At 58.8% G+C, this 13,803-nt stretch carries 11 protein-coding genes; 4 read left to right on the top strand and 7 right to left on the bottom strand.

The genetic code is table 11. From position 1 onward, the window contains the following. The first annotated feature begins 84 nt into the window (after positions 1 to 84). Positions 85 to 1,110 carry a hypothetical protein gene (locus AC07N4_RS13035; protein WP_273535257.1) on the top strand — a complete coding sequence of 342 codons (1,026 nt, stop codon included), beginning with the start codon at positions 85 to 87 and terminating at the stop codon, positions 1,108 to 1,110. A gap of 45 nt (positions 1,111 to 1,155) precedes the next feature. Here the strand turns inward: AC07N4_RS13035 and AC07N4_RS13040 are convergent, their stop codons facing one another. Both AC07N4_RS13040 and AC07N4_RS13045 read right to left on the bottom strand, forming a co-directional pair. Then, on the bottom strand, positions 1,156 to 2,130 hold the full coding sequence (locus AC07N4_RS13040) for a tetratricopeptide repeat protein (protein ID WP_102622795.1): 975 nt from the start codon (positions 2,128 to 2,130) through the stop codon (positions 1,156 to 1,158). Positions 2,131 to 2,185: 55 nt separating this feature from the next. Continuing rightward, positions 2,186 to 3,004 (bottom strand): VanW family protein, encoded by an 819-nt coding sequence (locus tag AC07N4_RS13045; RefSeq protein ID WP_273535306.1) that lies wholly within the window; start codon positions 3,002 to 3,004, stop codon positions 2,186 to 2,188. Positions 3,005 to 3,248: 244 nt separating this feature from the next. Between AC07N4_RS13045 and AC07N4_RS13050 the strand changes: the two genes are divergently transcribed. Continuing rightward, positions 3,249 to 4,070 (top strand): glycosyltransferase family 2 protein, encoded by an 822-nt coding sequence (locus tag AC07N4_RS13050; protein ID WP_102622409.1) that lies wholly within the window; start codon positions 3,249 to 3,251, stop codon positions 4,068 to 4,070. Between the two features lie 328 nt (positions 4,071 to 4,398). Here the strand turns inward: AC07N4_RS13050 and AC07N4_RS13055 are convergent, their stop codons facing one another. The 5 genes from AC07N4_RS13055 to AC07N4_RS13075 form a co-directional block, all read right to left on the bottom strand. Beyond that, entirely contained in the window at positions 4,399 to 4,983 is a 585-nt protein-coding gene (locus tag AC07N4_RS13055) for a hypothetical protein (RefSeq protein WP_096821360.1), read from the bottom strand. A gap of 113 nt (positions 4,984 to 5,096) precedes the next feature. Beyond that, the gene (locus AC07N4_RS13060; RefSeq protein WP_493066710.1) at positions 5,097 to 6,164 is read right to left on the bottom strand and encodes a lipocalin-like domain-containing protein; all 1,068 of its coding nucleotides are present in this window, start codon (positions 6,162 to 6,164) and stop codon (positions 5,097 to 5,099) included. Next, complete coding sequence (locus tag AC07N4_RS13065) at positions 6,154 to 8,625, bottom strand: FtsX-like permease family protein (protein WP_493066709.1); 2,472 nt, start codon at positions 8,623 to 8,625, stop codon at positions 6,154 to 6,156. The genes AC07N4_RS13060 and AC07N4_RS13065 overlap by 11 nt, the downstream gene beginning before the upstream one ends. Continuing rightward, on the bottom strand, positions 8,622 to 9,275 hold the full coding sequence (locus AC07N4_RS13070; RefSeq protein ID WP_493066708.1) for an ABC transporter ATP-binding protein: 654 nt from the start codon (positions 9,273 to 9,275) through the stop codon (positions 8,622 to 8,624). The genes AC07N4_RS13065 and AC07N4_RS13070 overlap by 4 nt, the downstream gene beginning before the upstream one ends. Positions 9,276 to 9,325: 50 nt before the next feature. Further along, a complete protein-coding gene (locus AC07N4_RS13075) occupies positions 9,326 to 11,023 on the bottom strand; it encodes a sulfatase-like hydrolase/transferase (RefSeq protein WP_493066707.1) in 1,698 nt (565 codons plus the stop codon). A gap of 391 nt (positions 11,024 to 11,414) precedes the next feature. Here AC07N4_RS13075 and AC07N4_RS13080 point away from each other — a divergent pair, with 391 nt between their 5' ends. Further along, the gene (locus AC07N4_RS13080; RefSeq protein WP_493066706.1) at positions 11,415 to 12,767 is read left to right on the top strand and encodes a UDP-glucose dehydrogenase family protein; all 1,353 of its coding nucleotides are present in this window, start codon (positions 11,415 to 11,417) and stop codon (positions 12,765 to 12,767) included. Continuing rightward, on the top strand, positions 12,764 to 13,801 hold the full coding sequence (locus AC07N4_RS13085; protein WP_493066705.1) for an NAD-dependent epimerase: 1,038 nt from the start codon (positions 12,764 to 12,766) through the stop codon (positions 13,799 to 13,801). The genes AC07N4_RS13080 and AC07N4_RS13085 overlap by 4 nt, the downstream gene beginning before the upstream one ends. Positions 13,802 to 13,803 lie beyond the last annotated feature (2 nt).

The following is a 13,803-nucleotide window of genomic DNA, read 5'->3' on the forward strand; positions in this document are numbered from 1 at the left end:
GACAGATTTATTTTTCGTTTCATTAACCCCCCTCATAAAACCAACCTCACAATCTGATTTACAACCAACACAAAGGACTGTCTCTTGCCACACCTAACGCGCTCCCTAACCCTCATCCTCGCCTTGACTCTTTCCCTGAACGCAACCGCCCTGTCACTACGCTCAGAAAAACGTCCCGACGGCACCGTTGCGTTGTTGCTGACAAATGATCCCGCAGCACCCACTCCCCCGAAACTCAATCAGGATCCCGCGATCCGAACTTCGCTGGTTAATTTTTTTGGCTATGCGACCGGTAGCTACACAAACGACAACACCATGATCGTGCAGCAGGTCCTTGAATCCCTAGATTCAGAAATTTCGTCTTTTGAAGAGGGTGTTCCCGCTGGGAAAAAGATGATTACAGCCATGAATGACCGTAATAACGGTGTCGAACGGGCTGCCTTGTTGCTGGATGAAAAAGGTCAACTGGTTGCGGTCGGGTTGGTAAACGGACACTGCACTGTAAAGTCCCGAGAAGAGTCGTTGAGCTGTAATGACCTAACGGACACTGTGCTGACTATCTTCCAGTCGAAAGGCGCGAAAAAAGATGATGCTGCGCCTCTTGTTACCTGGAGTAAGCAGTTGCCGCCCATGCAAGCCATCCTTGCCGAGAGCGACGATCCTGAAACACGCGCTAATGTGCAGAAAATTGCGACCGTGGAATACGTTTCCACAGATCCGAAAAAGGCGGCGTGGAGCGCCTCACAGCTTCCGTCAGATTTTCCCGAATTCATGCTTCCCTTGCTTCCAGAACAAGCTCATTTGATCGGTGCTGGAGCACACGGAAAATTCATAACGCCCGGCATGGTAGGCGCCCCTATGGATGGCGACTGGGATCAAATAGCCGGCCGGCCACGACATGAGTTCGAGGTCATTCTGCAGACCTACACCGAGTACGCAAGCGTGTTGGAATTTTACAAGCAACAAGCCAAAGACTCCGAGATCAGCGGCACCGAGAGAAAAGCACTTGTTGAGGGGTATATCGGTGGCGGGACCTACAAAATCGAGATCAACAATCGAAAAGAAGAGGGAACTGTGATCACCCTTTCAGCCTGGAAACAGGAAGTCTGATGTACAACAAGGGGCGACTTCAATCGCCCCTTGTTGCTAGCCACGTCAAAGCTTGTTTAACGCTTCCTGAGCCCCAGGTGCCGAGCTTTCAATCGCCTTGAGCATCCAGAATTTCGCCTTGGTTTTGCTCTTGCTCAACCCACCTCTGCCCTGCGCGTACATGTTCCCCAACGCCAATTGAGCTTTGCCATATTTGGCATCAGCCGCCTTGCGATAGAAATTGGCCGCTTCCCGTTCATTGCGCTTCGTTCCACGGCCCTGTTCGAGCATCTGCGCCATCTCATATTGGGCGTACTTATTTCCTTGGGCAGCCGACTTGCTAAACCAATCGAAGGCACTGACTTCATCTTTTTCAACACCTCGCCCGGCAGCCAGGATTTCTGCAAAATCAAACTGCCCAGAAGCATTCCCCGTCTCGGCGAACTTACGGAGCCATTTGGCTGCCGCTACGTCATCCTGTGGGACCCCATCCCCTTCTTGGTAGATCATCGCCAATAGCATGTAGGCATCGGGATAACCGCCCTCGGCGGACTGGTTGTAGTAGGCCATAGCCTTGTCCATATCCTTGAGATTTTTTATCGAGCGGCCACCACGATGATAAATCTGCGCCAGATGGAATTGCGCTTTCGCATTGCCCTGCTCCGCAGCTTTCAGACTCCAGTAAACCCCGGCGTCTTCACCTTCTACACTCCAGTCCGAACTCAGTTCGTGGGCGAGTTCGGCTTGTGCCTCGGCATTTCCCTGTTCTGCAGGTTTGCGAAACCACTCTTCAGGCATGCCGGGCGAGAATTGCTCTACCACCCCGCAAAGGTTCTGCTGAATGGCTTTGCCAAATTCCAGTTGTGCTTGCAGATCACCCTTTACCGCGTCTTCGTGCAAGCGCTCCGAGTTAGGCGAACAGACCCCACCCTTCATCGCGTCGTACAGCGCTCGCGGTTCCTGTGCCCATGTGTTGCCTGTGCTGAACAGAGTAAAAAGCACCACACCGACCGGGATGAAAGTCTTGAAACAGCGGTTCATTGAAACGTCCTTGTGAATCGATAAAATTGAAAAAAACAACAACCAGCCAATAGATTTACGTCACCTCAAAAGCGCCTTCCCCAACCTCATACTTAACCACCACCCGATTCCCATACAACCGCTCCCTCTCCACCAAAGCCCCCACCTGCCCCTTCTCCCTCACCTCCCGCCAAATCTCATTCTCCCGAAACACCCGCTCCCCCTCCCGCACAAACCGATGCCCCGACTCAAACACGTGATACCGATAAGCCCGCTCCCGATCACACAACAACTCCCCCTCCAGTTGCGTCTCCCCGACCTTCAACTTCAGCTGAAAGCTGCGATCCGTCGGGTTGTGCAGCACCAGGTCGATGTAGTTGTAGAAGATCGCCGCGCCAGAGCCGAACGGCAGGACGCGGCCGTCGTCCGGGAAGGGGTCGAAGCTGTGGTTGGCGCGTTCGATGACGACCAGGGGTGAGTGAATGGCCATCCAGTGGATGAGGTTGCTGAGTTGGCAGATGCCGCCGCCGATGCCGGTGCGGGCCTGGCCGAAGGACAGTTCCATGCCTTCGACATAGCCGCGTTGGCGGGTCGGGCGGCCGACGAGGCGGCAGAAGGAGAAATATTCGCCAGGGGCGATGGTGACGCCGTCGATGGCGGCGACGGCGAGTTTGAGGTTGATGACTTTGTTGTGTTGCAGCGCAAGGTCGGAGTCGCCGAGTTTGCGAATCAGTTTGGAGGTGTGTTTGAGGTAGCGATACGGCAAGCGCTCGGACGTCGCGGCAGGTCGTGCGTAGCGTTTACTCGAACAGTGCCAGGCGATGTGGCGGAACAGTCTTTTTTGCCACACGCGCAGCCAGTAGAGGGCCGGGTGGTAGAGGGAAAGTGGTTTCATCCGTGGCAAACGGCGCGGGCCGTTGTCTTCCTTGATCTGAAAATGGCGGCGCATCTTACCGTGGAAAGTCGCCGTGTGCGCGGCCTGCGCTTGCGTCGCACGCCGTAACAAGTCGACTGAACCCGACCGCTCCAAAATTAAGCTTGAACTAAGGTTGCGTCCCTACCATCCGGGCCACAAAGCAGCGGGTTGCGAGCATCGATTGCCGCATGCAAAACCCTTCAACTTGATGTGAGCCCTGACCATGAGAGCGTTTGATTTCCCCTCGGCACAACAGCCCGCGTTCAGTCTTGTATTGGTCAATTACAAAACCCCGGAAATAACCCGGATGTGCCTGGAGTTTCTCCAGCAATACGTCAAGGATCATCAGATTCCGGTGTGGGTGGTGGACAACGATTCTGCGGACGAAAGTCTGACTTACTTGCGTTCCCTTGACTGGATCAACTTGATCGAGCGCCCCTCGCCGGCTAAGGAACCCGGACATATTGCTCATGGCAAGGCACTTGATCTGGCACTTGCGAAAGTTGAAACCGATTACCTGTTTCTGCTGCACACCGACACTTTCGTGTTCGACAGCACTGTCTTTTCAATGATGATCAACGAGTGTATGCAATCTTTGGATACAGCAGCAGTCGGTTGTGTCGAACAGCTTGATCGGGGTGTTCTAAGAGACACCTGGCGCTTGTCTTCGCGTTATTTCAAACACTATTTCCGGCGGGCAAAACTTCAGTTGGGCCTGCGTTCCCGGGAGCCAAAACCCTACCGGGAAACCCACCTGAAAAGCTTCTGCACCTTGTGGAATGCACGGTTGATCAAGGCGCACGGGCTGCATTTTTCGATGGACGACCGGGTCCCGGGATACACGCTGCAGGATCGATTAAGCAGCCTCGGCTACGGCATCAGATTTCTTTCGCCGCGTACGATCTTCCGCTACCTGGATCACATCCAGGCAGGCACCGTGGCCGCCGCCGGTGGCTACGCCAAGAACCACCGCCGCACCACCATGTACCAGCAAACACTCAAGCGTATTCAGATGCAGCAAGGCATGCGACCTGCCAAATCCTGAGAACAATAAAAAAGGGCGACTTCACAGTCGCCCTTTTTTTATCTGAATTCTTTAGCCATCTCTCTGGAGGAGGTGTTCGCCCAGTGTAATGGCCTGGCAATCCATGCACCGGTAAAGAGCCCTGACACTGGGCGAACGGGAGGGATTTTAATGGAAGTTGGCGGATATGTCGTGCTAATTGATAATGAATTTTATGTACTAAAACGTTAACGAATATTGATCATCGATATTTCCCGACAAACTTTCAGAATTCTCCCACTCAAACATTTCATATGACTGTTCTCATACAACTATTTGTACAAGAACAGTCAATCTGTAGAGTTAATACTCAGCTTTCATGTGCACTGGTCACTTTTAATACATCGGTGTAAGTGACCACAACGCTCTGTCCGACTTTCAGATCTTTGAGCTTGGCTTGGATTTCAGGCTTTTCGACGTTGAGGGTTTTCGATTGGCCCGAAGGGTTTTCCAGAGTGACCTGCTTTTTCTTCAAATCAATTCTGGTGATTTTCAGTTGCACCTGAATCTGACGGAACGCCTCGCCACCGGGGTTGCTGCTGCCCACGGCATTGCGCAGCTCACCGGTACGCTCGGTGGAGCCAGGCAGACCTTTATCCACGTCGGTGTCCAGGAAAGCGGCGATCGAATGTGTAACCTGGATGTCGACCTTGTCGCCAACCTTCAGGTTGCCGAGGTTTTTCGCCTTGTCGCTGAGCTGAATGTGCACCTGGCGACCTTCCGCGCCTTCAAGGACAACCTGATGATTGGCCGGGTCGACCGCCAATACTTTGGTGGTGACCTGGTCGGCCTCGACCGCTGCGGACAATGGAATGTCGGCGGCCAATGCCGTGAGGCTGGTGGCGGACAGGACAGTGGCAAGTGCGATGGCGTGCGTCAGTGCTTGGAGCTTCATAAGCGGTACTTTCCCTGTGATGAATGGCAGCACACCGCGCCGAATCGGTTTCAGCGCCGTGCGTGCGAAGGAGCATAGACGCTGATCGGCCGTTGCTCCTCGCACAGGGCGAATCAGTACCCGGTCATCTCCAGATAACCCTGCCCGCCCTGACTGCCGCTCAACCGCACCGGCCCCTCCCAGTATGGGATGCGCAGGTTCATCCAGGCGTCCGGGTTGATTGCATCGAGGGTGATCTGCAGATTTTTTTCCGGAATCCCGATCGACCAACGCACCGGCATCGAACGGCCAGCAACCTTCGCGGTGTCCTGCGGGGTCAGTTTGATCTGCGCGGCGTGCAGCGTTTCGGTCTGGCCATCGGCGGCAATCCAGGTGCCGGTCAAGTACGGCGCGCCTTCCTTCTGGCGCATGCGGTAGAGCATGACGTGCGCGCCGTCGTCCAGATGCAGGGAGAACCAGTCCCAACCGGTCTGGTTAGCGGTCAGCGGTTGGCTGCTCCACTCGCGGTCGAGCCAGGCCGGGCCGTTGACGGTGTAGGTGTTGCCGTCGATTTGCAGGGTGCCGCTGGCCTGGAAAAACGGCTGGCTGTAGTAATACGACGCCTGGCCCTGTTCGGATTTCTGACTGAAGCCGTGATCGCCTTGCAGCACCAGCGGGCGGCTGGAGGTCAGGCGCAGTTGGTAGCTGAAGTTTTTGTCCTTTGCGCTGAGCTGCATGTCGCCCAGTGGATCACTCGCCTGACTGACGAAACGCCAGTCATCGATCCACGCCTCAAATGGCGCGGCATGCACCCCGGCCTGCCCGACGCCGCCACGGGCATAACGCTCGGCGGCGTGATGGACATTGACCGACGTCACCGCCGCATGGCCAAGCCAGATCGTTTGGTTGGCCCAGCCCGGTTGTTCCGGCGAGGCGTTCAACGCGCTGCGAAACAACGTCCACTGCACGCCGAAATCATTGCCCTGGGCATCCTTGAGATTGGCCGTCACATACCACCACTCGATGCGAAAACCGTCATGGGCGCCATGATCCGCCGGAAAGCTGAACACCCGCCCCGGTACTACCGGCGTGAAGGCCTGCGCCTGGGCGCCCATTCCGGCGAAGCCTTTCTGCTCCGGTGCCGGGTTGTCACAGCCACTGAGCATCAGCGCCAGAAACACCACGACAAAGCTAATCCTCATGGGCAAACGTCCTCAACAAGTCCGCCGGTTGCGTGCGGTACAGCGAATACAGCGGCCACGCCGAGGCCAGCAACGTCGCCAGCAAGGCCAGCCCGGTCAGTTGCAACAACTGCCACGGAAACACCCGCAACGGCAAACGCCAGCCAAAAGCCTGAACGTTGATCACCGCATCCAGACACCACGCCAACCCGATGCCCAACGGCAATGCCAGCACCAGCGTCAGCACCGCGAGCAACCAGGTCTGACCGAGATTGAGCAGCATCAATTGCCGTCGCGTCACCCCCAAGGCCCAGAGTGGCGCCAGTTGACCGAGGCGACTCTGGCTCTGGGTCAGCAGGCTGATGAACAGCGCCACCCCGGCGACGGCGAGCGTCAGGCTGTTGAGCGCGGCCGTCGCGGCGAAGGTTCGCTCAAAAACCTGTACCGACCAGCCCTTGAGCCGCGCCTGATCGACGATGCGGCTGTCCTCGAGCTGGAAACGTGCCTGCAAGGCGCTCAGCAGTGCGGGGATTTTTGGCGGTTCGATGCGCAGGTTGAAACGGTTTGGCGTCAGTTGCGGCCAGCTGCGCAGCAGGTGATTGCTGTTGACCAGCACATGCCCCTTGGGATTGCCGTAGTCGGCGTAGATCCCGACGATGCGCGGCGACCACGGCAGACCCGGCGTGGGAATCGTCAGGTGATCGCCCGGCCGAACCTTGAGCCGGCGGGCGAGTTGTTCGCTGAGCATCACCGCATCGTCGGTGGCCAGCGCAGCCCAAGGATCGTCGCCCCGAGCTTCGAGCAACGGCCAGTGCTGGCGATAGTGCGGATGATCAATGATGCCGAACACCTCCGTCGGCCAGCCTTGCAGCGTCACCGAAACCTGCCAGTTGGGCAGGACCGCCGTGACGCTCGGTTGCTGTTTCAGCCAGCTGTAGAGCTCGCGGGCCTGGGCCGGATTGCTCGGGTTCAGATACAGCTCGGCGGTGAGACGTTGTTCGAGCCAGTCGTTGAAGGTCTGGCGGAAAACGGCGGTCATGCTGCCGGCGCCGATGTTTGCCGCCATCGCCAACAGCAACGCCATCAGGGCCAGACTCAGCGCCGGCAATTGCTGTCGGCAATCGGCGAGAAACCACTGCCCCAGCACCGAGCGACTGCGCCCGAGCAAGCCGTTCAACAGCGCACTGAGCACCACCGGCAACGCCAGCGCCGCGCCGAGCAGCAACCCCGCCATCAACACGAAACCACTGGCCAGACTGTTGCCCAACAGTAGCGCGATCAACGCAATCGCGGCAAACACCCCGGCCACCCAGCCCTGCCGGTGCAACCAGCGTGCATGCTGTTCGTGCCAGGCTTGCGGATCGGCCACCGCCAGCAACGGCAGCCGCGCCGCCCGCAGCAGACTGTTGGCCCCGGCCAGCAACGCGCCGAGCAGGCTCAAGCCGATACCGCTGAACCACCACCAGGAACTCAGGCGCAACTGCCCCGCCACTTCCGCGCCGTACAACCCGCGCAGGCTGGCGGCGACATCCGGCAACAGAACGCTCGCCAGCCAGTAACCGCTGACGACGCCGAACAGGCCGCCGATCAACGCCAGTGCACCGAGTTCGACGATCAGGCAAGCGATCAGCATCCGCGCGCTGACACCACAGGCGCGCAAGGTGCGCAACAGCCCACGGCGCTGTTCCAGTGCGAGGCCGATGGCGGCATGGACGATGAACAGGCCGACGACAAACGAGAGAAATCCCAGGGCATCGAGGTTGAGGTGAAAGCTTTCGGTCAGCCGCGCCAGATTGTTTTCTTCGCCGCTGTTCTTGAGCTGCAACTGGCCTTTGAACGCGGCTGGCACGTCGGCGTGAAAGTCCTTGGGTAACAGCAGCCGCGACAGTTGATCGGGTTGTTCGAGCAAGCGCTGGGCAACACCGATATCCACCAGCAGTACGCCGGGAGCCATGTCCGTTTGCGCCCTCAACGGTGGCAACGTCTGGCCGGTTTCGGTTTGCGCTGTAGCGCCCTCGACCAGGTTCAACGCCTGCAAGGTCTCGGGAGAAATCCAGGTGCTGCCCGGCGGGCTGAAGAAATCGACGATGCGTTCGATCGGCATCGCCTGCCCCGCCACTGCGCTGTCGGCCGGCAGGGACACCGGCTCGATGCCCATCAATTGCAGGCGCTGAGATTCATGGCCCTTGAGGATCAACCGGCCCTGCAGCACCGGCGATACCGGCCAGCCCTGACGGCGCAGATCGACAAACCATTGCTGGGAAAACGTCGCGCCATTCGGCGTGCTCAGGCTGGCCTGGGGTTCGCCGCCAATCATCTGGCTGGCGCGGGCGTAACTGTCCCGCGCCTGACTGTTGAGCGCTTCGACACCGGTCAACAGGCTGGTGGCCAGCCACAGTCCGGTCAGCACGCTGAAAAACTGCACCGGATGCCGCCGCCAGTGACTGAGCAACGCGATCAACGTTTGCCGAAAAACCCTCACGTCAGACGACCGCTGGATAGCACCGCCCGCTCCGCCAGTCGCGCGGCCACGCGCTGACTGTGAGTGACCATCAGCAAAGTGGTCGGTGTGTCGTCGAGCAATTCCAGCAACAGGCGCAGGACCTCGTCGCTGGTCGCCTCATCGAGGCTGCCGGTGGGTTCGTCGGCCAGCAACAGCTTGGGCCGCGACGCCAATGCCCGGCCGAGTGCAACACGTTGCTGCTGGCCACCAGAGAGTTGTTCGGGATAACGCTTGAGCAGATCGCCCAGGCCCAGACGCTGCACCAGATGGTTCTGCCAGCGCGGGTCATGCCGCCCGGCGAGTCGCGCCTGAAACGCCAGGTTGTCTTCGATCCGCAGGCTGCCGATCAGGTTGTATTGCTGGAACACCAGACCGATTTCCGTGCGCCGCCAGTTGGCCAGTTGCGCCTCGTTCATGGCGTCGAGTCGATGTTCGCCGCTGCGGATGCTGCCGCTGTCGACGTTATCCAGACCGGCGATCAGGTGCAGCAGCGTGCTTTTACCGCTGCCCGACTCGCCCATCAGCGCCAGACTGCTGCCGGGTTTGAGCGTCAGGTCGATGCCTTGCAATACGGGCAACGGGCCTTGAGGGGTGAGATAGCTCTTGAAGACGTTTTGAACCTGCAGCATGCCGCCATCCGATCGATCCGTGTGGGGCAAGGATAGCGGATGGCGCAGGGTTACTGTCCGGCTGCAACGCTGGTCGGCGCCTCACCCGGCGTGACGATGCTGTTCAGGTCGATGTGTTTCCACTCGGGCTTGGCCCCCAACCGCGCATTGAAGCGGTAGTTGAAGGTGAAATCATCTGCCGTCGGCACGCTCAGCGGTTTGCCGTAGACCGACTCGATCCCCGCGAGGTCATAGCCCATCAACTGCAACAGGGTCGGGAAGATGTTGTAGTGACTGGAGCGATCCTTGTTCGCCACCAGTTGGGTCGACCAGTCGAGCGTGTGCAATTGATCGCCCTGAATCACCACCAGCGGCACCAATCCCTCTTCCTCCACCGGGTCACCGCCGCAATGGGTGTTGAGCCCAGGATTACCGCGCTCATGCAGATCCTGACCGTGATCCGAGGTGTAGATCAGCAGCGCGTTGTTCAGGTTGGCCTGGGCAAACACCCGCGAGAAAAACTCGCCGACATTCCACAGCACCGTGTTCTTATAGGCGTTGCGGTACAGCACCCAGTCATCGGGCTGGCCGTTGAAACCATCGCGCTTGCCGGTGTCGGCGACTTCGGTGAACTGGCCGCGCGGCAAGGTCGGGCGGTAGGCCATGAACGCATCGGGGTATTTGTCGTGCACCGGGAAATGCGCGCCGACCTTGTTAATCACCACCAGCTCCGGTTTGTCGTCGTTGAGCAACTCGATCAGTTTGGCAGCGGCGGCCATGTCGCGGTCACGGACGCTGGTCTGGTCGAATTGCACGAATTCGTCGATGTCCTTTTTCTCGGTGTCGGTCATCAGGTTCTGCAGGTTGCCGCCGGTGCGCTGGGCGTCGATGTAGACGGTGCGCAGGCCGGCCTTTTTGGCGTACTGCCAGATCGGCGGCAGCGTGGTGTTGATGCGCATGTAATCGGCGCGGGTGCCGCCGTAGCGCAGGGTGACGTTGGTGTCGGCACTGCAATTGGCGATGGACGCCGCATAGCCGTAGTTGAAAATGTCGACGCCCGCAGGCGCCTGCTTGAGGTTGCTGTGCACGCCGAACGGCGCGTTGATGTCCAGGTAATTGCCGGAAATGCTTTCGTCGATGATCAGCACGATGTCGTGGCCCACCGCAGGCCCGTTGCGCGCCAGGGTCACCGGCTCACGGGGGCCGACGGTGTTGTGCAGCGCCTCATAGCCGAACAGGTTGAGGTAGGCCAGCGGCGTGTACATGATCGGCAATCCACGCGCGCCCTCCCCGGCCCGCATGAACAACACCGCACTCAGCAGCAGTACGCCGCACAACGGCGCCGCGATCCGCCAGGCATTTGGCACGGGGATCGAATGCCGTGGCTTGAGGCCGATGCCGACCAACAGCAGCAGGCCATTGAGCGCCCCGTGGACGATCGCGTCCCGGTACTGGTAGGCCGCTTCCTGGATGAAACCGCCGGAATACACCAGCGAGACGAAGCTGCTGTACGTCAGGTAGTCGGCGGTGACCCGGGTGTAAACATCAAAGAACACCGCCGAAATAAACATCGTTAATGCGAACAAGTGCCGAATGAAAGTCTGACGTATATAGGCCGTTAGTAATAATGCGAAAGTCAGCGCCAAAAACATCGCGCCAAAAAGAAGTACTGCCGGGCCGATACCCATGGCGTTTAAACGCTCAAGGTAATATTCGGAATAAAGCAGTAGATAAATAATTAAAAGCAGTTCTTTCAAATATCGAAACATGGCGATTCCGGGGCGCTTGCGACGGGGCATGGTCAATCGCTTGTCGGCCATTTTCTGACACTAGCAGCGGGCCATCAAAGCGCAAGAACTGTCGGACTTTGGCCAAAAGCGTCAAAAAAACATTGACTCAAAACTGACACACCCAAGTCGTTACAGGCCTTGTATTTTGTGGCCTACGACCGTTTATCGTTTTCTTTGAAATGTGAAAAACATGTCAAGGACGGGACAAATCCAGATATAGCAAGTACTTGATGGCCAATCGCCCCCAAAAATGGGGGTGTTATACACATGCAACATGTCATTTTGCTGACATGGTTTGCCAACGCTGCGCTATACCCCTTTTGACAGTTCCAATTCGATCTTCCTCCACCGTCTTACGAGGCACGCCAATATGGACGTGAGCGTATTTGGTACGGGCTATGTTGGCCTGATTCAAGCTGCGGCACTCGCCGATGTCGGACATCGTGTGTTGTGCGTCGATATTGACCCGAACAAGATTAAACAACTGCAACAGGCAGTTCCGCCGATCAGTGAACCGGGTCTATCGGCAACTTTGGAAGAAAACATCAAGGCCGGGCGCCTGCTGTTCACCACCCAGGCCAGCGATGCCGTAGAACACGCCGAGTTGATCTTCATCGCGGTGGGCACCCCGGCCGACGAAGACGGTTCCGCCGACCTGAGTCACGTGCTCAACGTGGCGCGGCAGATCGCAAGCTTCATGGAGGCCGATCGCACGCTGATCATCAAATCCACGGTGCCGGTCGGCACGGCGGACCAGGTGCTGAAAACCGCCAGCGATGAATTGCACCGGCGCGGCAAAAGCGGCCTGAACGTGCGGATCGTGTCCAACCCCGAATTCCTCAAGGAGGGCAGCGCCCTCGCCGACTGCATGCGCCCCGACCGGATCATCGTCGGCACTCAGGACGATGAAGCACGGGCGCAGATGAGCGAGTTGTACGCGCCGTTCTGCCGCAACCACGAAAAACTGATGTTCATGGACAACCGCAGCGCCGAGCTGACCAAGTACGCGGCCAATGCGATGCTCGCCACCCGCATCAGCTTCATGAACGAGCTGGCCAACCTCACCGAACTGCTGGGCGCCGACATCGAAGCGGTGCGCAAGGGCATCGGTTCCGACCCGCGCATCGGCTATCACTTCATCTACCCCGGCTGCGGCTTCGGTGGCTCGTGCTTTCCCAAGGATCTGCGCGCCCTGCTGCACACCGCCGAGCACTACGGCATGCCGCTGAAACTGCTGCGCAGTGTCACCGACGTCAACGACACGCAGCGGCACATCCTGTTCAGCAAACTCAAGGCGCAATTCCCGCAAGGTCTGGCCGGCAAATCCATTGCCGTCTGGGGCCTGGCGTTCAAGCCAAATACCGATGACATGCGCGAAGCCCCCAGCCGCTATCTGATGGATGCATTGTGGGCCGAAGGCGCCAGCGTCCAGGCCTACGATCCGGAAGCGATGTCCGAGTGCCGGCGCATTTACGGCTACCGTGATGACCTGCACCTGTGCGCCACGCGCGACGACACCCTGGAAGACGCCGATGCGCTGGTGATCTGCACCGAGTGGAAGAATTTCCGCGTGGTGGATTTCGAGCTGCTGGCCGACAAGCTGCGCGCCAAAGTGATCATCGACGGACGCAACCTCTACAACCCGGAACAAGTGGCGGCCGCCGGCCTGCACTACAGCGGCATCGGTCTGCGACACATTTCGCCCGACGGGTTGCGCCCATGAAAATCCTCGTCACCGGTGCGGCCGGGTTCATTGGTGCCCATTGCGCGTTGCGACTGTTGCGCGACGGGCATCAGGTGGTTGGCCTCGACAACTTCAACGGCTACTACGACCCGCAGCTCAAACTGGATCGCGTGCAATGGGTGCGCGACCAGGTCGGTGATTTCCAGATCGCCCGGGTTGACCTGGCCGATGCCGCCGCCGTCGACGCCCTCTTCGTCCGTGAATGCCCGCAAGTGGTGATCCACCTCGCGGCGCAGGCCGGGGTGCGTTACTCGCTGGAAAATCCACGGGCCTACATGGACAGCAATCTCAGTGGCTTCCTGAACATTCTGGAAAGCTGCCGGCATCACCCGGTTGAACACTTGATCTATGCCTCGTCGAGTTCGGTGTATGGCGCCAACCAGCACATTCCGTACTCGGTGCACGACGGCGTCAATCACCCGCTGTCGCTGTACGCCGCGACCAAGAAAGCCAACGAGCTGATGGCTCACAGTTACAGCCACCTGTTCGGGATTCCTTGCACCGGGCTGCGCTTTTTCACGGTGTACGGGCCATGGGGCCGGCCAGACATGTCGCCGATCCAGTTCGCCCGGGCCATCACCGAAGGCACGCCACTGAAGCTGTTCAACTACGGTCGGCACCAGCGTGATTTCACCTACATCGACGACATCGTCGAAAGCATCGCGCGCCTCACCGACCATCCGCCACACAACCATCCGGAATGGGACCGCGAACACCCCGACGCGGGCAGCAGCATGGCCCCGTGGTGCCTGTTCAACATTGGCGGCCACCACCCGGTGGAACTGAAAACCTACCTGGCGCTGATGGAAAAGCACCTCGGTCAGAAAGCCGTGGTCGAGCTCTTGCCCCTGCAACCGGGCGACGTGCTCAACACCTGTGCCGACACCGATGATCTGGCCCAGGCCACCGGGTTCCAGCCCCGGATCGAGCTGGATGAAGGACTGGGGCGTTTCATCGCTTGGTATCGCGACTACTACCCCACGGCCTATCGCCCACGCGCCGCTCGCGGCTGAAC

It is taken from the genome of Pseudomonas sp. GW821-FHT09E04 (assembly GCF_059416185.1).